The organism is Flavobacterium sp. K77 (assembly GCF_021608205.1).
Classification (GTDB): Bacteria; Bacteroidota; Bacteroidia; order Flavobacteriales; family Flavobacteriaceae; genus Flavobacterium; species Flavobacterium turcicum.
Genome location: NZ_JAKIHO010000001.1, coordinates 890,720 through 911,903 on the forward strand (window position 1 = coordinate 890,720; position 21,184 = coordinate 911,903).

Consider the following 21,184-nt stretch of genomic DNA (forward strand, 5'->3'; position numbering starts at 1 on the left):
GTGTAAACTTTATTTTGAGGTTTTACTCTTGCTCTAGTGAATCATTTTCAAACTCGATGATGTAAATATCCTCACTGTCTTTTTTCATATAATATTTTTCTCGAGCATACTTTTCAATTTGTTCTGGATTTTTCAGTTGCCTAATGTTTTCCTGATCTTTTTTGATTTCTTCTCGATAGTAAGCAGCATTATCCTCTAAACTTTCAATTTCATCATTCAAAAATTGATGGTCAAAATAGGAGTAATTGTCCAAGAAAACCATCCAAATGGTAAAAAACAACAATACCCAAACGTATTTATTGCTTAAAAATTTAAACCAAGGATTGTTTTTAAAACTGCTTTTCATATTCCTGTTTTGTTGTGGCTGTAAAGCGCCAAATGCTTTTTGTTGATATGCTATTTAGAATACCCGAAAGGTACAATTAAATTATAAAATGCGTTGATTAATTACGGCGCGTACCACGTCGATGGCAACAGTATTGTATTTGTCATTTGGAATAATGATGTCTGCAAAAGCTTTTGTTGGTTCAATAAACTGCTCGTGCATTGGTTTAAGTGTATTTTGGTAACGATTAATCACCTCATTCATGTCACGGCCACGCTCTGCAATATCTCTTTTCATACGACGAATCAAGCGCTCATCAGAGTCAGCGTGAACATAAATTTTTACATCAAAAAGTTCTCTCAACTCTGGGTTGGCCAAAATCAAAATTCCTTCTACAAGCATCACTTTACGTGGATGTGTAAAAACGGTATCGTCAGTTCTGTTGTGGGTTACAAATGAATATACGGGTTGGTGAATATTATTTCCAGCTTTTAATTCTTTTAAATGCTCTACCAACAATGGAAAGTCTATAGCACGTGGATGGTCAAAGTTAATCAAGGCTCTTTCGTCAAATGAAAGACCGTGGTTTTCCTTGTAATACGAGTCTTGTGAAATAATACCAACCTCTGCTTGTGGTAATTCGTTCATGATTTGATGTACAACTGTTGTTTTTCCACTTCCTGTACCACCGGCAATTCCAATAATGAGCATAATAATTTTGTTACGTTTTTGATGGTGCAAAAATAACAATTTAAATGGCAGCAGTTTTTGTTTTTTACATAAATATTGGTGCATCTTCACCATTTTTTTTACCAAAGGCAGCGCTTATTTTTGTACCTTTCCAATCTAAATAAAATGCTTTGTACGAACAAATTAACACAAATATCTCGCGCTACGTACCTTTTGATTCAGAGGAATTAAGGATTTTTAATTCTTTGATGGAGTATCAGCAAGTGCCCAAAAAGACGATGTTACTACAAGCAGGCGAGATGTGCAATTTTGAAGCTTTTGTTATAAAAGGTTGTGTTCGTAAATATTATATTGATGCCAATGGCTCTGAAGTCATTTTACAATTTGCTATTGAAAATGCTTGGGTTAGCGATATTTCATTTAGTATTTATGAGCATAAACCCAGTCAAGTGTATATTGAAACGCTCGAGGATTGCTCTTTTTTCATTTTTACTCCAGAAACTAAAGAAGCACTTTTTGCGCAAGCACCTCGATTTGAACGCGCTTTCCGAATCCTTATGCAGCGTAGTTTGGCGGTTACCCAAGAACGCCTATTTAATACTATTGCTAAGTCGGCAACCGAAAAATATTTGGAGTTTTTAGAACAGTATCCTACACTTTCGCAGCGTGTAGCCCAGCATTACATTGCTTCGTATCTCGGTATTTCAGCCGAATTTTTAAGCAAAGTCCGCCATAAAATCGCTAAAACGTAAAAAAGCGAGTTTTGTTTTTCTTGTCCTAGTTCAATGTTTTTAATTGCCTTTTACTCCAACTTTGCAGTGTACTTTTAAACAACTTGAAAAATGGAAAATACAAATACTACCCCAAGCATTGATACCAATTTTAAACATGTTCTTCACAAAGCTGAAACTCGTGGTCATGCCAATCATGGTTGGTTAGAATCATACCATACTTTCAGTTTTGCAAATTACCAAAATAGAGAACGTATGAATTTTGGCGTGCTTCGTGTTTTAAATGATGATAGAGTCAACCAAGGAATGGGATTTGGTAAGCATCCACATGATAATATGGAAATTATTTCTATTCCGCTCGAAGGCGATTTGGAACACCAAGACAGTATGGGGAACACTACTGTAATTAGAGAAGGTGATGTACAGGCCATGAGCGCTGGAACGGGAATTTTTCACAGCGAATACAACAAAAATCAAGACCAGTTGGTTAAGTTTTTGCAAATTTGGATTTATCCGAACAAAAAAAATGTTACACCTCGATACGATCAAGTGACGCTTGATTTAAACGATCGTCATAATAAATTACAACAAGTTTTATCACCAAATCCTGAGGACGAAGGCGTTTGGATTCATCAAGATGCCTGGTTTCATATGGGGAAATTTGATGCGGGTATAGCAACTCAATATCAAATCAAAAAGCCAGGAAACGGCGTTTATGTTTTTGTGTTAAAAGGCGATTTTACAGTGCAAAACATCAACTTGAATCAGCGTGACGGTTTAGGAATTTGGGATACGGATTCCTTATCGTTAATTGCAAATTCTGAAGATGCCGAAGTCCTTTTGATGGAAGTACCAATGCAACTTTAAATAACAAACAATCAATTAATTTTTTAAATAAAACAATTATGGCTACAACTAAATGGGCAATTGACCCAACACATTCTGAAATTGGGTTTAAAGTAAAACACATGATGTTTACGAATGTTTCAGGTAAATTTTTAACTTTTGATGCTACTATCGAAACTGAAAACGAAAGTTTTGAGAATGCTAAAATTAATTTTACGGGAGCTGTAGCTTCAGTAAATACAGGTAATGCTGATAGAGACAAGCATTTGCAAAGTGCCGACTTTTTTGATGCGGAGCAATTTCCAGAAATCACTTTCCAAGCGACTTCATTTACACAAAAAAGCGGTTCTGATTATGAATTGGTAGGTGATTTGTCAATACATGGCGTAACAAAATCCGTTAGTTTAGCTGCTGATTTTGGTGGTACTATGCAAGATCCTTGGGGAAATACTAAAGTAGCTTTTGCTTTAGAAGGTAAAATTAGCCGTAAAGATTGGGGCTTGACTTGGAATTCAGCTCTTGAAACAGGTGGTGTTCTTGTAAGTGATGAGGTTCGTTTGGCAATCGAATTGCAATTCGTAAAACAATAAATTCTATTTTAAACAGTAAGTCGTTGTTCAGGCTTCCGCCGAAGTAATGTATGCACATGCCATGAAAAAAGTCAATATTTTATACATAGGAAGGCATCTTGAAATATTGCAAACGGTAATTCGTTTGATCAATAAGCAAGATAATTGGCAGGCGCAAGGCGTATTAAAAGATGACGAAGCCAAAGCAATTTTTGCAGCATATAATTTCGATATCGTTTTGTTGGGATGTGGAATTTTAGAAGAAGAAGAAACGGCTTTACGCTCTTTTTTTGAAAAGCAACAACCCGATTGCCGAATCGTGCAACATTATGGCGGTGGCAGCGGATTACTCAGCAGTGAAATCTTACTGGCTTTAGAATAATTATTTTTGCAAATAGAAAAGGCAAACCAAACAAGCGTTATACTTGGTTGGTTTGCCTTTTTTTATTATGAGAAATTGATGTTTATTTATTCTTTTTGGATTTGATCATCATTTCTAGTTGATCCCAAAGTTCTTCTGGAATAGCTTCTAAAAGGTTGAATTGTCCAGCTCCTTTTAACCATTCGCCACCATCAATGGTAATAACATCTCCGTTTACATAAGCTGAAAAATCAGAAACTAAATAAGCAGCTAGATTGGCAAGCTCTTGGTGATCTCCCACACGTTTTAACGGAACTTTTTTAGCCATATCAAATTTCTCAGCTAAATCACCTGGTAACAAACGGTCCCATGCGCCTTTGGTAGGAAAAGGACCTGGAGCAATTGCATTGGTACGAATTCCGTATTTTGCCCATTCTACAGCCAAACTACGTGTCATTGCCAATACACCTGCTTTTGCTGTAGCACTAGGAACTACATATGCTGATCCCGTCCAAGCATAAGTCGTAACAATGTTTAGCACCGTAGCCGAAGCCTGTTTGGTGTCAATCCAATGTTTACCAAATGCCAAAGTACAGTTTTTTGTACCTTTTAATACAATATCAATTACGGTGTCAAATGCATTAGCTGATAATCGCTCAGTAGGTGAAATGAAGTTTCCGGCTGCGTTGTTTAGCAGTACATCAACTTTCCCAAAAGTTTTCAAAACTTCTTGCAACATGTTCTCCACTTCGGTGTAATGACGTACATCACACTGAATTGGTAAGCAGCTACCGCCTGTTTCTTGTTCTAATTCTGCAGCTGTTGTTTTCAATTTTTCTAAATCGCGAGACGAAATAGCAACTTTGGCACCCAGCTCTAAAAAATATTTAGTCATAGCTTTTCCTAAGCCACTTCCGCCGCCAGTAACCACAATTACTTTGCCTTCTAGGGCATTATCGCGTAACATTTTATCTGTATAACTCATCTTTTTTCTTTTTTACAATTGTAAATATACTAAAAAATAAATAGTATGCACGCATAATAAATTTATTTTCATTCCAATTTTAAAGCACACACAGGCGCGCTGCAGCCGCTTCAAGGGTTGCATTGTCTTTGGCAAAACAAAACCGAATCAGTTTTAAATCTTTTCCATTGGCATAAAAAGTTGAAATTGGGATGGCCGCTACTCCATAATCGCTAATTAAACGTTTGCAAAAATCGACATCACTTTCTTGCGAAATAGCCGCGTAAGAAGCCATTTGAAAATACGTTCCCTCGCACGGCATTAGTTCGAAGCGACTGTTTTGCAAAAGACTTCTAAAATAATCTCTTTTTTCTTGATACATCTTTTTGATGTCGGCAATAGCAACTACATCTAAATATTCGGCAATTGCAACTTGGCAAATGCTGTTGACGCTAAAGACTAAAAACTGATGTACTTTTTTAATTTCGTTCATCAAGTGTTCTGGAGCAACTAAATAGCCAATCTTCCATCCGGTGATGTGAAACGATTTTCCAAAAGAGGACACGACAATAGTTCTGTCATGCAAAAAGGGGCGCGTGTGAGCCGAAATGTGGTTCTGTTCGAAGGTGATGTATTCGTACACTTCGTCAGAGAGTAAAAGTACTTTTGGATGTTTTGCCAATAAGCGTTCTAGTGCTTCAAAATCAGTAGGTTTTAAGATTTTTCCTGTAGGATTGTGCGGATTATTGATGATTAGCATCTTGGTTTTTGGACTAAATGCTTCCTCAATGCGCTCCCAATTGGTTGCATAATCATCGTCAAGTGGTACTCGAACAGGTTTTGCTCCAGCTAAGAAAATAGGAGTCTCGTAGCAATCATAACTTGGGTCAACAATTACTACTTCGTCATTGGTTTGAATGAGCGCCGTAATCGTAGTGAAAATTCCTTGTGTCGCACCAGTAGTTACCAAAACTTCGGTTGCAGCCGTTATAGTTCTGTGATAGGAATCTTGTATCAATTTTGCTATTTTCTCTAACAAGGGTACATATCCAGCCATAGGTGCATATTGGTGGACATTTTCATGGGCGAGTCGTGCAACAATGGCGGTTAGTCGCTCATCAACGGGAAAATTAGGAAAACCTTGCGATAGGTTTATTGCGTTGTGCTTTGCTGCCATTTGCGACATTACCGTAAAAATACTTGCGCCGCTGTTGGGTAATTTACTCATAACAATATTAAAGAAAGACTCCAATTGGAGTGTTAGTTAGGTAAGGTAAAAACAAGTGAATATAAAGATCTAACTTTTTTATTGTTTTGTTTTCCAGGTATCCATTTTGGAGATAATTTTAAAACACGTAAAAGTTCTTGTCCAGTACCAAAACCAATGTCATAGACAATTTTTATATCACTTAAAGTACCATCTTTTTCAATTACGAAAGTTGCAAATATCTTAACAATTAGAGCTGGTTGCTTATGTGGTTTTTTATAAATTTTACTTAAAAAATTACGAAACTTAACTATTCCTTCAGGAAAACTTGGCAGAATTTCTAACCCAGCAAGATTATAGATATGATTTTCATCTAAAATTATTTCTTCTTCATTGTAATTTTTGAGGTTATCTCGAAAATCATCAGCTTTTTTCTTTACTTCCTTACTTTGAGAAAATATAACTTGCGAAAAACATAGTAAAATTAACATTAGAAATTTCCCCATAGATGATTTTTAAAATTTACTTTTACATTTTATGAATGATAAAAATGGTAGGACGTTTATGTAGATCTACGGATTCTTTTTTCCAAGCGGCAATTTTTTTAGTTCGAATATATTCTGTTGGTAAAGTAATGTCAGTAGCAATGCACAACAAGGTTTCGGGATGTAAAACCTGAATTAAATCTTCTAGTAGTTTGTTGTTGCGATAAGGTGTTTCAATAAAAATTTGCGACTGATTTTTTTCAAAAGAAACACGCTCTAAGGTTTTAAAGCTGGCTTTCTTTTCGTCTTTTTCGATAGGTAAATAGCCATGAAACGTAAAACTTTGACCGTTCATACCAGAGGCCATCATTGCCAAAAGGATAGAGGAAGGACCAACTAACGGAATAACTTGAATGCCTCTATCGTGCGCTAGTTTTACAATTACAGCGCCAGGATCGGCAACACCAGGGCAACCTGCTTCGCTCATTAAACCCATGTTCTCGCCTGCAAGTAAAGGTTTTATAAAGTCAAGATGCTCTTTTGTTTCAGTGTGTTTGTTTAAAACAAAAAGCTTCAATTCTGATTGCTTTTTTTCAGGAACAACCAGTTTTATTGATTTTCGAGCAGTTTTGTCGTTTTCTACAATATAATGATCAATCAGTTCAATACTTCTTTTTATAGTTTGTGGCAATACATCCATAGGGTCACAATCGCCCATGGTTGTTGGAATTAAATAGAGTTTGCCAAAAGTGTTGGTTGATTGCATAAAATAGATTTGTAAAATGTAAAAAGAACAGCTAACGGTTCAATTTTATTTCTAACTTGAATTGAACGACTATAAAAAGGAATTAATTTGAATTTTGAGCCAATAGCTTTTTTGCAATTTCATCACAAGCTTGGTCAAGCATTTGATAAACCATATCAAAACCATTATTCAAACCGTAATACGGATCTGGAACATCTACATTTTCACCAGGAAATATTTCGTTCAAAATCATTTTAACTTTCGCTGCTTCTTCTGTGTTACGAGCAAGTCGTATGACATTTTTATAATTTGAACTATCCATCACGTAAATGTGATCAAAGTGCTCAAAATCAGCTTCACTAAATTGTCTACCACGTTGGTGTGTGATGTCGATGTTGTTTTTTCGAGCTACTGCAATAGAGCGTTCGTCTGGGCCATTGCCTACGTGCCAAGCGCCCGTACCAGCGGAATCAACGGTAAAAAGATCTTTGGGTAGTTTAGCTGCTAAAATGCCTTCTGCCAAAGGTGAACGGCAAATATTTCCTAAACAAACCATTAAAACTTTTACGGACATAATGCTATTACAAAGTTAGTTTCTTGTTGATATCGTCTACAAACTTTTTGAACTGTTTATCGGTTGCAACCAAATTGTCAACGGTTTTGCATGCGTGCAATACAGTAGCGTGATCACGATCTCCTATTTGAGAACCAATGTTTGCCAAAGAAGCCTTAGTGAATTTTTTGGCAAAAAACATGGCCAATTGTCGGGCTTGAACCACATGACGTTTACGCGTTTTCGATTGAAGCGTTTCTAAATCCAATTGGAAATAATCCGATACGATTTTTTGAATGTAATCAATAGAGATTTCTCTTTTTACATTTTTAACAAACTTCTCTACAACACTTTTGGCCAATTCAATCGTTACTTCTTTTTTGTTGAAAGAAGATTGTGCGATCAATGAAATAATGGCACCTTCAAGTTCACGAACGTTTGATTTGATGTTGCGTGCCACATATTCTATGATGTCTTCCGGAATTTCAACACCATCGCGGTACAAAATATTCTTTAAGATAGAAATACGTGTTTCGTAGTCTGGTTGGTGCAATTCGGCAGATAATCCCCATTTGAAACGAGACAACAAACGCTGCTCAATGTCTTGCATGTCAACAGGCGCTTTATCCGAAGTTAAAATAACTTGCTTTCCGTTTTGGTGCAGGTAATTAAAAATATGGAAAAACACGTCTTGCGTTCCTGATTTACCTGATAAAAATTGAACATCATCAATAATCAAAACATCGATTAATTGATAGAAGTGAATAAAATCGTTTCTGTTGTTTTTCTTTACAGAGTCGATGTATTGTTGTGTGAAAATTTCAGCTGAAATGTATAGAACTGTTTTCTCAGGATATTTGTCTTTGATTTCAACACCAATAGCGTGCGCCAAATGTGTTTTTCCCAAACCAACTCCACCAAAAATCAATAATGGATTAAAAGAAGTTCCACCCGGTTTGTTAGCCACGGCCATACCTGCTGAACGAGCCAAACGGTTAGAATCTCCTTCTAAGAAATTATCGAAACTGTAATTCGCGTTTAGTTGCGATTCGATTTTTAAATTACGAATCCCCGGAATTACAAATGGGTTTTTAAGTTCTGGATTTAAGTTTTTGAATGGAGCATCAACTTCCTGTGGTTTCATAGGAACTCTATTGGCACTTGGCAACTGTTCAGTAAACGGTTGTTTGTTGCCATAAGTGTTTTCCATTCTGATTTTATAAAGTAACTTTGCATTTTTGCCTAGTTCTTTAGTAAGCGCCACTTTCAACAATTTTACATAGTGTTCTTCGAGCCACTCGTAAAAAAATTTACTTGGTACTTGAATATATAATGCGTTATCGGTAAGTTCAACTGATTTGATTGGTTCGAACCAAGTTTTGTAAGCTTGGTCTTGAATGTTGTCCTTTATAAAAGACAAACAGTTTTCCCATACTGATTGAGCAGTTTTGTTCATATATTCTAAATAAATTGTTTTGTTTTGTAACTTTTAGCTTACTAAAAGAAAGATGTTTGGTTACTTATTTTCGGGGTAACAAATATGTGAACAAATTTTTTTAAAAAAAAATATATGGGGTGGTAATTTTTCAAAATATTGTTGTAAGGCACCTTTTTTTAATTCAAATTTTAATATAAATATAATGAAAAGTCATCAAGTAGAAGTTCGAGTTCGGTACTCAGAAACAGACCAAATGGGAGTTGTTTATCACGGAAATTATATCCCCTATTTTGAGATTGGAAGAGTGGAATGGCTTAGAAACAAAGGGATTTCATATAAAGAGATGGAAAAAAGTGGTATTGCTTTGCCAATTGTTTCAATGAATATCAATTACAAAAAATCAGCACGATATGATGAACTTTTAAAAGTTCATACAACATTTAAAAGTCAAAGTTCAGTAAAGATTGAATTTGATTGCGAAATATATAATGAAGGTGGTGAGTTATTAACAACGGCCCAATTTATTCTGGTTTTTGTGTCCTTAAAAACAGGAAAAGCTACCGCTCCGCCTGATTACATTTTGGATTTGCTAAAAACGATCGAATAAAGCGCGAAAAATGCAATTTTAAGAGCTAATTTTAAGCTCTTTTGATGTTAATTCCAAACATAGAATTGAAAATGTCGAAAGTAATTTCGGCATTTTTTTTGCGTGTTTTTATTGTAATTACACCTAATGGCTCATCCGTTTCAGGATTTATTTTCATTTCTTGAACTACAATTTCTAGCTTTTTTTCTTTAATCACGCGCATGACTTTGTTCATATTTTGGTAGTCAAATTCGATTATAAATTCGCTATCGACTGTTTTTTCGATGACGCTTGCTTCTTTTAAAACTTCTTGCGCTGTGGTTTTGTAAGCTGAAATCAAGCCGCCTACACCCAATTTTACACCACCATAAACTCGAGCTACAACAACAAGCACATTAGTTAACCCGAAAGACTGAATTTGGCCGTAAATTGGCATTCCTGCGCTATTACTTGGTTCTCCGTCGTCATTTGCCCGATAAGTAGTTTGTTCGGTTCCTAGCTGGTAAGCGTAGCAAAAATGCCCGGCTTGTGGATGTGTTTTTCGTAGGGTTTCAAGTATCGGTTTTAACTCTTCCTCATATGTCATTGGAAAAGCGTATCCGTAAAATTTACTGTTTTTTTCTTTAAACAGAATTTCTTCAGTAGGATTGGCAATAGTGAGGTAGGTATCTTTCAACGAAGTGTGATTGGTGTAGTTATAAATTCGAAATGTATTCTTTTAAAGTAGGTCTTTTTCGTAAAGTTCCGTAACATCTTCTTGGCCCACTTGTAAATTCCACACTTTGATTCCTAGCTCTGCCGCAGCATCGGTATTTTCTTTTTTGTCATCAACAAATAAAACAGTTGCAGGGTCAAGTTTTTGCTCATCAAGCACACGTTGATAAATCGCTGAATCGGGTTTGCGCATGACCATTTCAAAGGAAAAATAAATTTTTTCAAAACAATTATAAAAAGCCTCGTAAAACCCTTTTCCGTTTTGTTGTTCAAAATACGATATATGAATGGAATCGGTATTCGACAATAAAAACAAACGGTATTTTTTAGATAACTCCTGTAAAAAGGTCAAGCGGTGTTGCGGAAAATCAAATAAAACAGCATTCCAAGCCGCCAATATTTGCTCCTGAGTTGCATTGGGCAGTTGCTGTTGTAATCCTTGCAAGAATGCGTTTCGGGATATTTCGCCACGTTCAAACTGTTCATTAAGTTCATCAAGAGTAGCATTCCATTCTTGTAAACCTAGTTTTTCTAGAGCGCTTAAAGTGGCTTGCTTATCTAAATTGATGAAAATATCGCCAAAATCAAATACTATCGATTGAATCATGATTGTTAACAATTACAAGTTGATCAGTTGCTATTTGTTCTTCTGTCGAGCTAAAATAAGGAAAAGAGGGTGCTTTGATACCATTTTCCAACAGTGTTTTGCTGGTAAAAATACGCGCTTCGTCCCAGATTCCACAATCAATAAAGGCTTGCAAAGTATGTCTTCCGCCTTCAATGATTACCGATTGTAGTTCTTGCTCATATAAATGTCGCATCATTTGTGCTACACTATTTTGATCAAAATCAATCGTGACATAAGTGGTGTTTTCAGTGTTTGGAAGATTTTGATTTCGAGTAAAAACAATTGTTTTTTGCTGGTCGTTTAGCACAGCATTTGAAGTTAAAACTCGATTGTTTGGGTCAATAACCACTCTTGTAGGTTGCAAACCAAACCAATCTCTGGCGTTGAGTTTTGGATTGTCATCCAATACCGTTTGTGCGCCAACAAGTATCGCTTGTTCTTCTGTTCGCCATTTGTGAACCAATTGTCTTGAATGATTAGAAGTAAGCCAAACCGGTGCAGTTGTTTCTTTTTGCAGAGGCGCCAAAAAGCCATCACCACTTTGTGCCCATTTCAAGATTATAAATGGTCGTTTTTTTTGGTGAAAAGTAAAAAAACGCTTGTTCAATTCGTTGCACTCTTTTTCTAAAACCCCAATTGTGACGTTAATGCCGTTTTCAATCAATTTTTTAATTCCGTTCCCGGCTACTTTTACATTAGGATCTACAGTCCCGATGACGACGTTCGGAATTTTGGTGTTCACAATTAAATCACTACAAGGTGGTGTTTTTCCGAAATGACTGCAAGGTTCCAAGCTGACATAAATAGTAGCTTTTGCAAGCAAGCTTTTGTCTTTTACTGATGCAATGGCGTTTACTTCGGCATGACCTTGTCCCGCTTTTTTATGCCAACCCTCGCCAATAATAGTATCATTGTACACAATTACACTTCCTACCATTGGATTTGGGTAGGTTGTGCCCAAGCCATTTTTGGCTAATTCGATGCAGCGCTGTATGTATTTTTCATGTTTGTTCACGCCGCAAAAGTACTAATTTTTCAGCGGATGTTTTTGTTTTGAACTATTCAAAAATTTGTCATAAAGTATTTCTATTTTTGCCAATAAATAATTGGCTCATAAAATGGAAAATTACACCATCAGAAAGATTGAAAAGCAAGATAATCCTGCTGTTGCAGCACTAATTCGTGCTATTTTTGACGAAATGAATATCCCAAAAGTAGGTACTGCTTACGAGGATCCGTATCTTGATTTGATGTTTGAGGAGTACAGCAAACCAAGATCGGTTTATTATGTGGTAGAACATCAAGAGACAATCGTGGGTGTTGCTGGAATTGCACCTTTGGCCAACCAAACCGACAATATTTGTGAATTGCAAAAAATGTATTTTCTGCCTCAAACACGCGGATTAGGAATTGGTCACGAAATGATGTTGTTGTGTTTGCAAAGCGCCAAAAATATGGGGTTTGATAAATGCTACCTCGAAACAATGCCGTTTATGACTGATGCTCAAAAGCTCTATAAAAAAGTTGGTTTTGAATCGCTTTCGGAGCCAATGGGTTGCACAGGTCATAGTAGTTGTCCTATTTGGATGCTGAAAGATTTAAACGCTTAATTACCCCATTTTTCAAACCTACTTTCCATGAAAATCAGAGACTATCGCGCTTATTTTATTCAAGAATTAACACCTATTTGTTCTGCTGAAGAAGCCGAGAGTTTTTTTTACATTATCCTGGAGGATTTGCAGCAGCTCAAAAGGGTTGATTTAGCTTTAAATCCTGATCTTTCGCTGTCTGAAGAACAGCTGAATCAATGGAACGCATATCTGGCACAGCTGAAGTTAGAAATTCCTGTTCAGTACGTTTTAGGTAAAACCAATTTTTTCGGATTAGATTTTGAGGTGAATCCTGCTGTTTTGATTCCGAGACCCGAAACGGAAGAGTTAGTTGATTGGATCATTGAAAGTCAAAAAGAAACTTCAAAAGATCAAAATCTGCGAATTATTGACATTGGTACCGGCAGCGGTTGCATTGCAATTTCTTTAGCAAAAAATATCCCGAACGCCCAAGTTACCGCACTTGATGTATCTGTCGATGCTTTGGTAACAGCCAAAAAAAATGCACAAAATAACAAAGTTGATGTTGTTTTTAAAAATCAAAACATTCTAGAAACAAATGATTTACAGGAACAGTTTGATGTAATCGTTTCTAACCCGCCATACGTTCGCAATCTTGAGAAAGTTGAAATCAAGAAAAACGTCTTGGACTATGAACCGCACTTAGCGCTTTTTGTTGAAAATGATAATGCGTTGATTTTTTATAAAAAAATAGCCGAATTGGCGCAGAAAAACCTAAAACCAAACGGCTTTCTGTTTTTTGAAATCAATCAGTATTTAGGCCCTGAAATGATTGGAATGTTGCAAGGTCTAGGTTTTAAAAACATCATTCTCAAAAAAGATATTTATGGTAATGATAGAATGATACGCTCTACGTACTAGTTTATTGCTAATATCAATCCATAGCAATTATCAAAGCTTTTTTGCCACAAATTAAAAGGATTTCCACAGATTAGGTTTAAAATTCAAATTCACTTTTTTTTTGATTCACTATAAATCTGCGATATAAAAAAAGTCGGTTGCGGAAATCTAAGGTAATGTTATCTCACAGTAATCCGCTGCAGTGAAGTCTTAAAAAAAAAAAGAGCAACAATTCAAAACGATTTGTTGATCCTTTTTTTATTTACTCACGCCAAATTTTACTCGTATCGCAACGCTTCAATGGGGTCTAAAACAGCCGCTTTAATTGCAGGGTAAAGTCCAGATGCAATCGCCACGATAAAACTAGTGATAAAAGCAGCCATAATTGCTCCCCACGGAATCACGAATGCAAAACTCATGGCAGTTGCAATTCCAAAACCAATTAGGATTCCAAAAATAATTCCAACCAGTCCACCTAATTGGCCAATAAGTAAGGTTTCAATAAAAAACTGAATCGCAATAGTAGTTTTTTTGGCGCCTAATGCTTTACGCACACCAATTTCGCGCGTTCTTTCGGTTACCGATACAATCATGATATTCATCAAGGCAATCGAAGAGCCCAAAACGGTGATTACTCCAATCAACCATGAGGCAAGTCCTAAATATTGTGTGATTCCCAAAATTCGGTTAATCAAATCGTCGCTGCGTACAATTCCAAAGTTGTTGTCTTTTACTGGGCTTAATTTTCGCACACGTCGCATCGTACTTGTGGCATTGTCAAGCGCTTGTTCAAGCAATTCTTTTTTACCCACCATAACACTCACGGTATAATTGATGTTAGGAGCGGTAAATAACGAACGCGCCACTTGAATTGGAATCAAAATACGCAAATCCTGACTGTTACCAAAAGTAGATCCTTTCTCTTTCAGCACGCCAATAACTCTAAATTTTGCCCCACGAATGGAAATTATTTTATCAATTGGGTTTACATTTTTTAGCAAGCCTTTTTCAAAATCAGAACCTACTACACAAACATAAGCGTTGTTGTCAATATCAAATCGGGTGAAATTTCTTCCTGAACTAGTTTCCAATCCGGAGTTGGTCATAAAATATTCATCAACACCTACAATTGAATTTTCAGGATCGGTTTTCGTGGCTTCGTATTTTACTTCCGCCGCCGAGGTAGCCGTAAATGATAAAGAAGTTTCGGTAAACGGGTAAGTATATTTATTTTTAAAAGCAACCGCTTCTGGGTACGAAATAATCGGGTTGATGATTTCGCGCTCGCCACCGCCACGATTACGTGTAGTATTTTCGTACTGTTTGATGTTGAAAGTATTGGCTCCCATCGATGCAAAATCAGAAGAGATAGTGTTCTCCAAGGCAGATACAACGGTTAAAATACTCACCAATGCAGTGATTCCTATAGCAATAATCATTACCGTAAGCACCGTTCGCAACAATTGTGTTCTAATGGAGCCTAAGGCAATTCGAACATTTTCTTTGAATAATTTTATCATAATAGTACGTTTGACACCAATTGACTTATTTCGTTACATTTTTCTATCGTAACCTGCTTTTTTGTTCTTCTACTTTTCTATCAGTAGCTTTTTCCCGCTTTTTGTTACCATTCGCAGCAACAAATTCTTTGTTTTTATTTCACCCAAGGAGCTTCCGTTGGTCGCTCTTGGCTGCAACAAAACAATAGCATTTGTTTCGTTGCAACTGTTCACTTCAATCAGGGCTAGGTGTATTGCAATAAAATGACGTTTTTTCTAAAGAGAATAATTTTAAAAATATGATATTTGCACCTTAATTCATCTTTTATGGATCAAAATTTTAGCCATCGCGCTTTTGATCTAAAAAGGTATTGTAAAAAGCAATCATAAAACCATGGCATCAAAACCAAGTATTCCAAAAGGAACGAGAGATTTTTCACCTGCTGAGGTGGCAAAACGCAATTATATCATTCAAATTATAAAAACCAATTTCGAGAAATTTGGTTTCCAACCTATCGAAACACCTTCTTTTGAAAACTCTGAAACCCTAATGGGTAAGTACGGCGAAGAAGGGGATCGTTTGATTTTTAAAATTTTAAATTCAGGTGATTATTTGGCTAAAGCCAATGGTACGCATTTAGAAGCGAAAGACAGTACCAAATTAACAGCAAGTATCTCTGAAAAAGCATTGCGTTACGATTTAACAGTACCCTTTGCACGTTATGTAGTACAACATCAAAACGAAATCGAGTTTCCGTTTAAGCGATACCAAGTGCAACCTGTTTGGCGCGCTGATCGTCCGCAAAAAGGTCGTTTCAGAGAGTTTTTTCAATGTGATGCTGATGTGGTAGGTTCGCAATCGCTATGGCAAGAAGTAGAGTTGGTGCAATTGTATGACAGTGTTTTTGCAGCGCTCGGATTGCAAGGCGTGACTATTAAAATTAACAATCGAAAAATACTTTCTGGAATCGCTGAGGTAATCGGTGCCTCGGATAAATTAATTGATTTTACCGTAGCACTTGATAAGCTGGATAAAATTGGTGAAGACGGCGTTAAAAAAGAAATGACCGAAAAAGGCATTACCGCTGATGCCATTGCAAAAGTGCAGCCGCTGTTTCAGTTTTCAGGAACTTTTGCTGAGAAAATTCAACAACTTTCTTCTCTTTTAGCAGATTCTGCCGAAGGTATGAAAGGAGTAGAGGAGTTGCGTTTTATTTGTGACAATGTGGCAAATTTAGGTTTATCAGTAGCAACTTTAGATCTTGATGTAACTCTGGCTAGAGGTTTAAATTATTACACTGGAGCTATTTTTGAAGTAGCAGCTCCTAAAACCGTTTCAATGGGTTCTATTGGTGGCGGTGGCCGTTATGATGATTTGACGGGTATTTTTGGACTTAAAAACATGAGTGGCGTTGGAATTTCATTTGGCTTGGACCGTATTTATTTGGTAATCGAAGAGTTAAGCTTGTTTCCACAAACGGTTACGGCAACTTCGGCAGCTTTATTTTTGAACTACGGTCACAAAGAAGCCTTGTACGCCATGCAAGCCATTGGCAAATTACGCCAAGCTGGCGTGCGCGTCGAGTTGTATCCTGATGCGGCAAAACTAGCCAAACAATTTCAGCACGCTGACAAGCGCGGAATTCCCTACGCCGTTTTGGTAGGTGAAACTGAAATGGAAGCAGGAACTTACGCTCTTAAAAACTTAGCATCTGGAGAGCAGCAAAACCTTTCTTTTGATGAATTGTTGAAGGTGCTTCAAGTAAAATAATAGCATAAAAAAAAAGCTTCGTTTGTCTCAAACGAAGCTTTTTTCTATAATGTAATGGTGAATTAATAATTACTTGGTATTCTCGTGGCATCTCAAATTTTCTATTTGCACTACCATCAATCACAAAACTATAAAAATAGAATTGATTTAATCATAAAATAATCCTAATTTTTTTCTTTAATTATCAAATAGCGCAATCTAAAATTCGATTTTCTTATTCGGCATAGCTAGCTATCTAATTGAAAAAGAGCTTTTTTTGCTACTTTAATTAGGTCAAGACGACACTTTAACGAATTGTTCTGCGGTATTACAATCAAAACTTTGACAACTATAAAATATAAAGAGTGACAATTTGACATTTTAAAAGAATTGGCAGTACTTTTGCAATCCAAATGAAATTAAAATGAATTTTAAGAATATTTTTAAAAATAAGAATACTATGACTACTGAAAATACAGAAATCGATCAAGAATTAGAGGGCACTACAGTAGAGAACACCACTAGTGAAGAGCAAACTGTTGTTGAGGAATTAAGTGTAGAGGAGCAATTATCTCAGGATTTAGCAAAGGAAAAAGACAAGTATTTACGTCTTTTTGCTGAGTTTGAAAACTATAAAAGAAGAACAGCTAAAGAGCGTATCGATTTGTTTAAGACAGCAAATCAAGAAGTTTTATTGGCTTTACTTCCTGTTCTTGATGATTTTGACAGAGCAATTATCGAAATTAACAAGTCTGAAGATGAATTGTTGACAAAAGGTGTAGAGTTGATTCACGAAAAACTAAAAAACACATTAGTTGCTAAAGGATTAGAGCAAGTTGATGTAAATGCAGGTGATGCTTTCAATGCTGATTTTGCTGAAGCAATCACTCAAATTCCAGCTCCATCAGATAGTATGAAAGGAAAAATTGTTGATGTTCTTGAAAAAGGATACAAATTGGGTGACAAAATCATTCGTTTTCCTAAAGTGGTTATTGGTCAGTAAGGCGCTACAATCACTAGCAAATTAATGTAAGCTGAACAGGCACAAGAAAAAATAAAGATGAAAAAAGATTTTTACGAAATATTAGGCATTTCAAAAAACGCGGACGCGAATGCAATTAAAAAAGCATACCGAAAAAGTGCGTTGCAATATCATCCTGATAAAAATCCTGGAGACAAAGAAGCAGAAGAAAAATTCAAATTAGCTGCTGAGGCCTACGAAGTATTAAGTGATCCTCAGAAAAAAGCCAAGTACGATCAGTACGGGCACCAAGCTTTTGATGGTTCTGGCGGTTTTGGCGGTGGCGGTCACGGCGGTATGAATATGGATGATATCTTTAGTCAATTTGGAGATATTTTTGGCGGTGGTTTTGGCGGCTTCGGTGGCGGAGGTGGCGGCGGAAATCGTCGTACTAAAGGAAGTAATCTTCGTATCAAAGTTAAATTGACTTTAGAGGAGATTGCTAATGGTGTTGAGAAAAAAGTAAAAGTAAAACGTAAAGTACAAGCTGCTGGCGTTACTTATAAAACTTGTAATACTTGTAACGGACAAGGTCAAGTAATGCGTGTGACGAACACCATTTTAGGTCGTATGCAATCTGCTTCTACTTGCCCTACTTGTAACGGTTCAGGTCAAATTTTAGACAAAAAACCAGCCGACGCAGATTCACAAGGAATGGTTCTTGAAGATGAAACGGTTTCAATTAAAATACCAGCCGGTGTTGTTGACGGAATGCAGTTAAAAGTTTCAAACAAAGGAAACGATGCGCCAGGAAACAGCGTACCAGGTGATTTGATCGTAGCAATCGAAGAGTTAGAGCACGACTTCTTGAAACGTGAAGGTGAGAATTTGCACTTTGATTTGTACATTAGCTTTGCTGAAGCGGTTTTGGGAATCTCTAAAGATATCGAAGCCATCAACGGAAAAGTACGTATCAAGTTAGAAGAAGGCATTCAATCAGGTAAAATTTTACGTTTAAAAGGAAAAGGAATTCCAAGTATCAACGGATACGGAAACGGAGATTTGCTAGTTCATGTAAATGTTTGGACACCAAAAACATTAAATAAAGAACAAAGACAGTTTTTTGAAAAAAACATGAACGATGACAACTTTCACCCTAATCCAGAAAAGTCAGACAAGTCCTTTTTTGAAAAGGTAAAAGATATGTTTTCATAATACAAACGCAATCTAAGTTGGATTGATTGTATTTTGATAAACGCCAACAAACCCATCCTGTTATTTAGCACGGATGGGTTTTTTTATGCACCCGTTCCGCTACATATCAGGACTAATTTTTTTACATTTACAGCAATTAAATACAACGTATGAATAATTTACTTGAAGTCAATTCTATTGTCAAGCAATATGGCGATTATGTTGCACTCAATTCCGTTTCTTTAGCCGTGCCAAAAGGAAGTATTTATGGTCTTCTTGGTCCTAATGGCGCTGGTAAAACTTCCTTAATCCGAATCATTAATCAAATTACTTTGCCTGATCAAGGTCAAGTTTTTTTAGATGGCGAACCTTTGCAACCCAAACACGTACAATACATTGGTTATTTGCCTGAGGAACGCGGTTTGTATCATACCATGAAAGTAGGAGAGCAGTGTTTGTATTTGGCTCAAATGAAAGGATTGTCTAAAGCTGAGGCCAAAAAACAATTGGAATACTGGTTTGATCGCCTCGGAATTCAAGGTTGGTGGAACAAAAAAATTCAAGAACTGTCTAAGGGTATGGCCCAAAAAATTCAGTTCGTTGTCTGTGTTTTACACAAACCCAAACTTTTAATTTTTGACGAACCATTTTCTGGTTTTGACCCAGTGAATGCCAATATTATAAAAGACGAAATTTTAGCACTTCGGGATCAAGGTGCTACCATAATATTTTCTACGCATCGTATGGAAAGTGTCGAAGAATTATGCGATCATATCGCGCTTATTCACAAATCCAATAAGTTGATCGAAGGAAAACTAGATGATGTCAAACGACAATTTAAAACCAATAGTTTTGAAGTAGGTATTTTAACAGACAATGTTGAAGGCCTCATGTATGATATTACAAAACAATTTACTGTAAGTCCCGCTCATTTTAAATCTTTAAATCAAGAACTAAAATTAGAGATTCAAATAGGAAAGTCGGCACCAAATGAGTTGTTGCACTTACTCACACAACGTGGGCAAGTGACGCATTTTGTTGAAAAAATCCCGTCTGTAAACGATATTTTTATTCAAACCGTAAGCCAAAAGTAAAGAACCTCTCAAAATGGTTCTGGTTTTTAAATCCGAAATCAAAATTTTTAAATGAGCATTATATCATTAATCATCAAAAGAGAATTTATTGCTAAAGTCCGCAATAAATCCTTTATCGTAATGACTTTCTTAAGTCCGTTACTGTTTGTAGGAATTGGGGTTTTTGTAGGCTATCTGAGCACTATGAAACCCGATACCAAACGCGTTGCTATTCACGATGTGCAAGGCAATTTTGCAAAAGAGTTTGTAGCCCGCAATGCCAAAAGCGAAACCTATAAATACCAAGATTTATCGGCTATTGATTTGCAATTTCTTAAAGACAGTCTTTCTAAGGAAAGTCTCGAAGGCATTTTGTACGTTCCTGCAACAAACAATCCAAGAGATTTTGAAACAAAAATTCAATATATTTCTAACGAAAGTCCAAGTTTAACCTTTGTCAAAAACATACAAGATGTTATTGCTACTAGTCTTACCAAGAGCAATTTGGTAAGAGCAAACTTAGATACTTTGGCTATAAACAAAGCGCAAGCTAAGGTCAATGTCAATTTAACTAAAGTTTCTGGCGAAGAAAGTGTCAAGGGAATCAATGAAATCAAAATCGGAATTGGTGGCGCTTTCGGATACCTAATCATGATGTTTATTATCATTTACGGCAACATGGTCATGCGCAGCGTAATCGAAGAAAAAACCAGCCGCATTGTCGAAATCATTATTTCCTCAGTGAAGCCATTTCAACTCATGATGGGCAAAATCATTGGTACCGCACTCGCTGGTTTACTACAATTTTGCATTTGGGCAGTACTTGGTTTGCTGTTATTTTTCGCAATTTCTACCTTTTTTGGTGTCAATGTAAGTCCAGCCGCTAGTGTTTCGCCAGAGATGATGCAGGCTGCGCAGCACGAAATGAGCAGCACGGCACAATTGTACATCAAGGAACTTTGGAACTTGCCTATTGCTAGTATTCTCATTGGGTTTATCATTTATTTCATTGGCGGTTACTTTTTGTATAGCTCTTTTTATGCGGCTATTGGCGCTGCGGTCGATAATCAAACCGATTCGCAACAGTTTTTATTGCCTATCATTATGCCGCTCATGCTAAGTGTTTATGTGGGCTTTTTTACGGTAATTAATGATCCGCACGGCACCGTAGCAGTAGTATTTTCTATGATTCCGCTTACTTCGCCTATTGTAATGCTTATGCGCATCCCATTTGGCGTACCTTTGTGGCAAATTGCAATTTCGATAACGCTGCTTTTAGGCTCGTTTTTTGCAGTGGTTTGGTTTGCCGCCAAAATTTACCGAATCGGAATATTAATGTACGGCAAAAAACCAACGTGGAAAGAAATGTACCGTTGGCTAAAATATTAAGCTAA

General features: G+C 36.4%; 24 protein-coding genes. 12 read left to right on the forward strand and 12 right to left on the reverse strand.

Features of this window, described 5'->3' with window-relative positions; genetic code table 11:
• Nucleotides 1-22: 22 nt before the first annotated feature.
• The gene (locus L1S34_RS03915; protein WP_166138620.1) at nucleotides 23-346 is read right to left on the reverse strand and encodes an FtsB family cell division protein; all 324 of its coding nucleotides are present in this window, start codon (nucleotides 344-346) and stop codon (nucleotides 23-25) included.
• Nucleotides 347-427: 81 nt separating this feature from the next.
• Nucleotides 428-1,036, reverse strand: coding sequence for a uridine kinase (gene udk / locus L1S34_RS03920; protein ID WP_166138832.1), 609 nt, complete (start codon nucleotides 1,034-1,036; stop codon nucleotides 428-430).
• Nucleotides 1,037-1,185: 149 nt separating this feature from the next.
• Here udk and L1S34_RS03925 point away from each other — a divergent pair, with 149 nt between their 5' ends.
• The 4 genes from L1S34_RS03925 (at nucleotide 1,186) to L1S34_RS03940 (ending at nucleotide 3,543) form a co-directional block, all read left to right on the forward strand.
• Complete coding sequence (locus L1S34_RS03925) at nucleotides 1,186-1,767, forward strand: Crp/Fnr family transcriptional regulator (RefSeq protein ID WP_166138616.1); 582 nt, start codon at nucleotides 1,186-1,188, stop codon at nucleotides 1,765-1,767.
• Between the two features lie 90 nt (nucleotides 1,768-1,857).
• On the forward strand, nucleotides 1,858-2,613 hold the full coding sequence (locus tag L1S34_RS03930; RefSeq protein ID WP_236362903.1) for a pirin family protein: 756 nt from the start codon (nucleotides 1,858-1,860) through the stop codon (nucleotides 2,611-2,613).
• 38 nt (nucleotides 2,614-2,651) lie between these two features.
• Nucleotides 2,652-3,182, forward strand: coding sequence for a YceI family protein (locus tag L1S34_RS03935; RefSeq protein WP_236362904.1), 531 nt, complete (start codon nucleotides 2,652-2,654; stop codon nucleotides 3,180-3,182).
• Nucleotides 3,183-3,243: 61 nt separating this feature from the next.
• Complete coding sequence (locus L1S34_RS03940) at nucleotides 3,244-3,543, forward strand: hypothetical protein (protein WP_236362905.1); 300 nt, start codon at nucleotides 3,244-3,246, stop codon at nucleotides 3,541-3,543.
• A gap of 82 nt (nucleotides 3,544-3,625) precedes the next feature.
• On the opposite strand, the gene L1S34_RS03945 is transcribed toward L1S34_RS03940, so the two are convergent.
• The 6 genes from L1S34_RS03945 to dnaA form a co-directional block, all read right to left on the reverse strand.
• Complete coding sequence (locus tag L1S34_RS03945) at nucleotides 3,626-4,507, reverse strand: SDR family oxidoreductase (RefSeq protein ID WP_236362906.1); 882 nt, start codon at nucleotides 4,505-4,507, stop codon at nucleotides 3,626-3,628.
• A gap of 79 nt (nucleotides 4,508-4,586) precedes the next feature.
• On the reverse strand, nucleotides 4,587-5,714 hold the full coding sequence (locus L1S34_RS03950) for a methionine aminotransferase (RefSeq protein ID WP_236362907.1): 1,128 nt from the start codon (nucleotides 5,712-5,714) through the stop codon (nucleotides 4,587-4,589).
• 32 nt (nucleotides 5,715-5,746) lie between these two features.
• On the reverse strand, nucleotides 5,747-6,199 hold the full coding sequence (locus tag L1S34_RS03955) for an energy transducer TonB (protein WP_236362908.1): 453 nt from the start codon (nucleotides 6,197-6,199) through the stop codon (nucleotides 5,747-5,749).
• Nucleotides 6,200-6,221: 22 nt separating this feature from the next.
• Entirely contained in the window at nucleotides 6,222-6,944 is a 723-nt protein-coding gene (locus L1S34_RS03960; RefSeq protein ID WP_236362909.1) for an SAM-dependent methyltransferase, read from the reverse strand.
• 82 nt (nucleotides 6,945-7,026) lie between these two features.
• Nucleotides 7,027-7,497 (reverse strand): low molecular weight protein-tyrosine-phosphatase, encoded by a 471-nt coding sequence (locus L1S34_RS03965; protein ID WP_166138595.1) that lies wholly within the window; start codon nucleotides 7,495-7,497, stop codon nucleotides 7,027-7,029.
• Between the two features lie 7 nt (nucleotides 7,498-7,504).
• On the reverse strand, nucleotides 7,505-8,932 hold the full coding sequence (gene dnaA, locus L1S34_RS03970; RefSeq protein ID WP_166138592.1) for a chromosomal replication initiator protein DnaA: 1,428 nt from the start codon (nucleotides 8,930-8,932) through the stop codon (nucleotides 7,505-7,507).
• Nucleotides 8,933-9,116: 184 nt separating this feature from the next.
• Here dnaA and L1S34_RS03975 point away from each other — a divergent pair, with 184 nt between their 5' ends.
• Nucleotides 9,117-9,521 carry an acyl-CoA thioesterase gene (locus L1S34_RS03975; protein WP_236362910.1) on the forward strand — a complete coding sequence of 135 codons (405 nt, stop codon included), beginning with the start codon at nucleotides 9,117-9,119 and terminating at the stop codon, nucleotides 9,519-9,521.
• 31 nt (nucleotides 9,522-9,552) lie between these two features.
• On the opposite strand, the gene L1S34_RS03980 is transcribed toward L1S34_RS03975, so the two are convergent.
• Genes L1S34_RS03980 through ribD form a run of 3 tightly spaced genes read right to left on the reverse strand, consistent with a single transcriptional unit; the run spans nucleotide 9,553 to nucleotide 11,857 of the window.
• Complete coding sequence (locus L1S34_RS03980; protein WP_236362911.1) at nucleotides 9,553-10,176, reverse strand: IMPACT family protein; 624 nt, start codon at nucleotides 10,174-10,176, stop codon at nucleotides 9,553-9,555.
• A gap of 42 nt (nucleotides 10,177-10,218) precedes the next feature.
• Entirely contained in the window at nucleotides 10,219-10,821 is a 603-nt protein-coding gene (locus L1S34_RS03985) for an HAD family hydrolase (RefSeq protein WP_236362912.1), read from the reverse strand.
• Entirely contained in the window at nucleotides 10,799-11,857 is a 1,059-nt protein-coding gene (gene ribD, locus L1S34_RS03990; RefSeq protein WP_236362913.1) for a bifunctional diaminohydroxyphosphoribosylaminopyrimidine deaminase/5-amino-6-(5-phosphoribosylamino)uracil reductase RibD, read from the reverse strand. The genes L1S34_RS03985 and ribD overlap by 23 nt, the downstream gene beginning before the upstream one ends.
• Nucleotides 11,858-11,960: 103 nt before the next feature.
• Here ribD and L1S34_RS03995 point away from each other — a divergent pair, with 103 nt between their 5' ends.
• A complete protein-coding gene (locus L1S34_RS03995) occupies nucleotides 11,961-12,452 on the forward strand; it encodes a GNAT family N-acetyltransferase (protein ID WP_236362914.1) in 492 nt (163 codons plus the stop codon).
• 27 nt (nucleotides 12,453-12,479) lie between these two features.
• Nucleotides 12,480-13,334 carry a peptide chain release factor N(5)-glutamine methyltransferase gene (prmC, locus tag L1S34_RS04000; RefSeq protein ID WP_236362915.1) on the forward strand — a complete coding sequence of 285 codons (855 nt, stop codon included), beginning with the start codon at nucleotides 12,480-12,482 and terminating at the stop codon, nucleotides 13,332-13,334.
• A gap of 257 nt (nucleotides 13,335-13,591) precedes the next feature.
• Here the strand turns inward: prmC and L1S34_RS04005 are convergent, their stop codons facing one another.
• Nucleotides 13,592-14,833: an ABC transporter permease gene (locus L1S34_RS04005; protein ID WP_236362916.1), complete on the reverse strand. Its 1,242-nt coding sequence runs from the start codon at nucleotides 14,831-14,833 to the stop codon at nucleotides 13,592-13,594.
• A gap of 373 nt (nucleotides 14,834-15,206) precedes the next feature.
• Between L1S34_RS04005 and hisS the strand changes: the two genes are divergently transcribed.
• From hisS to L1S34_RS04030, 5 genes are all read left to right on the forward strand, one after another.
• Nucleotides 15,207-16,583: a histidine--tRNA ligase gene (gene hisS, locus L1S34_RS04010; protein WP_236362917.1), complete on the forward strand. Its 1,377-nt coding sequence runs from the start codon at nucleotides 15,207-15,209 to the stop codon at nucleotides 16,581-16,583.
• 403 nt (nucleotides 16,584-16,986) lie between these two features.
• A complete protein-coding gene (locus L1S34_RS04015; RefSeq protein WP_166138567.1) occupies nucleotides 16,987-17,565 on the forward strand; it encodes a nucleotide exchange factor GrpE in 579 nt (192 codons plus the stop codon).
• Between the two features lie 57 nt (nucleotides 17,566-17,622).
• Nucleotides 17,623-18,738, forward strand: a complete 1,116-nt coding sequence (gene dnaJ / locus L1S34_RS04020) for a molecular chaperone DnaJ (protein ID WP_166138564.1) — start codon at nucleotides 17,623-17,625, stop codon at nucleotides 18,736-18,738.
• A gap of 149 nt (nucleotides 18,739-18,887) precedes the next feature.
• Entirely contained in the window at nucleotides 18,888-19,811 is a 924-nt protein-coding gene (locus L1S34_RS04025) for an ABC transporter ATP-binding protein (RefSeq protein WP_166138561.1), read from the forward strand.
• 51 nt (nucleotides 19,812-19,862) lie between these two features.
• The gene (locus tag L1S34_RS04030) at nucleotides 19,863-21,179 is read left to right on the forward strand and encodes an ABC transporter permease (protein WP_236362918.1); all 1,317 of its coding nucleotides are present in this window, start codon (nucleotides 19,863-19,865) and stop codon (nucleotides 21,177-21,179) included.
• Nucleotides 21,180-21,184 lie beyond the last annotated feature (5 nt).

Bases quoted from the DNA above. Each gene is read 5' to 3' on its own strand.
- udk (WP_166138832.1), bottom strand. From the start codon at position 1,036: ATGCTCATTATTGGAATTGCCGGTGGTACAGGAAGTGGAAAAACAACA.
- dnaJ (WP_166138564.1), top strand. From the start codon at position 17,623: ATGAAAAAAGATTTTTACGAAATATTAGGCATTTCAAAAAACGCGGAC.
- L1S34_RS04030 (WP_236362918.1), top strand. From the start codon at position 19,863: ATGAGCATTATATCATTAATCATCAAAAGAGAATTTATTGCTAAAGTC.
- prmC (WP_236362915.1), top strand. From the start codon at position 12,480: ATGAAAATCAGAGACTATCGCGCTTATTTTATTCAAGAATTAACACCT.
- dnaA (WP_166138592.1), bottom strand. From the start codon at position 8,932: ATGAACAAAACTGCTCAATCAGTATGGGAAAACTGTTTGTCTTTTATA.
- L1S34_RS04025 (WP_166138561.1), top strand. From the start codon at position 18,888: ATGAATAATTTACTTGAAGTCAATTCTATTGTCAAGCAATATGGCGAT.
- L1S34_RS04005 (WP_236362916.1), bottom strand. From the start codon at position 14,833: ATGATAAAATTATTCAAAGAAAATGTTCGAATTGCCTTAGGCTCCATT.
- L1S34_RS03965 (WP_166138595.1), bottom strand. From the start codon at position 7,497: ATGTCCGTAAAAGTTTTAATGGTTTGTTTAGGAAATATTTGCCGTTCA.
- L1S34_RS03995 (WP_236362914.1), top strand. From the start codon at position 11,961: ATGGAAAATTACACCATCAGAAAGATTGAAAAGCAAGATAATCCTGCT.
- L1S34_RS03940 (WP_236362905.1), top strand. From the start codon at position 3,244: ATGAAAAAAGTCAATATTTTATACATAGGAAGGCATCTTGAAATATTG.
- L1S34_RS03975 (WP_236362910.1), top strand. From the start codon at position 9,117: ATGAAAAGTCATCAAGTAGAAGTTCGAGTTCGGTACTCAGAAACAGAC.
- L1S34_RS04015 (WP_166138567.1), top strand. From the start codon at position 16,987: ATGAATTTTAAGAATATTTTTAAAAATAAGAATACTATGACTACTGAA.
- L1S34_RS03915 (WP_166138620.1), bottom strand. From the start codon at position 346: ATGAAAAGCAGTTTTAAAAACAATCCTTGGTTTAAATTTTTAAGCAAT.
- L1S34_RS03955 (WP_236362908.1), bottom strand. From the start codon at position 6,199: ATGGGGAAATTTCTAATGTTAATTTTACTATGTTTTTCGCAAGTTATA.
- L1S34_RS03960 (WP_236362909.1), bottom strand. From the start codon at position 6,944: ATGCAATCAACCAACACTTTTGGCAAACTCTATTTAATTCCAACAACC.
- L1S34_RS03930 (WP_236362903.1), top strand. From the start codon at position 1,858: ATGGAAAATACAAATACTACCCCAAGCATTGATACCAATTTTAAACAT.
- L1S34_RS03945 (WP_236362906.1), bottom strand. From the start codon at position 4,507: ATGAGTTATACAGATAAAATGTTACGCGATAATGCCCTAGAAGGCAAA.
- L1S34_RS03950 (WP_236362907.1), bottom strand. From the start codon at position 5,714: ATGAGTAAATTACCCAACAGCGGCGCAAGTATTTTTACGGTAATGTCG.
- hisS (WP_236362917.1), top strand. From the start codon at position 15,207: ATGGCATCAAAACCAAGTATTCCAAAAGGAACGAGAGATTTTTCACCT.
- L1S34_RS03985 (WP_236362912.1), bottom strand. From the start codon at position 10,821: ATGATTCAATCGATAGTATTTGATTTTGGCGATATTTTCATCAATTTA.
- L1S34_RS03935 (WP_236362904.1), top strand. From the start codon at position 2,652: ATGGCTACAACTAAATGGGCAATTGACCCAACACATTCTGAAATTGGG.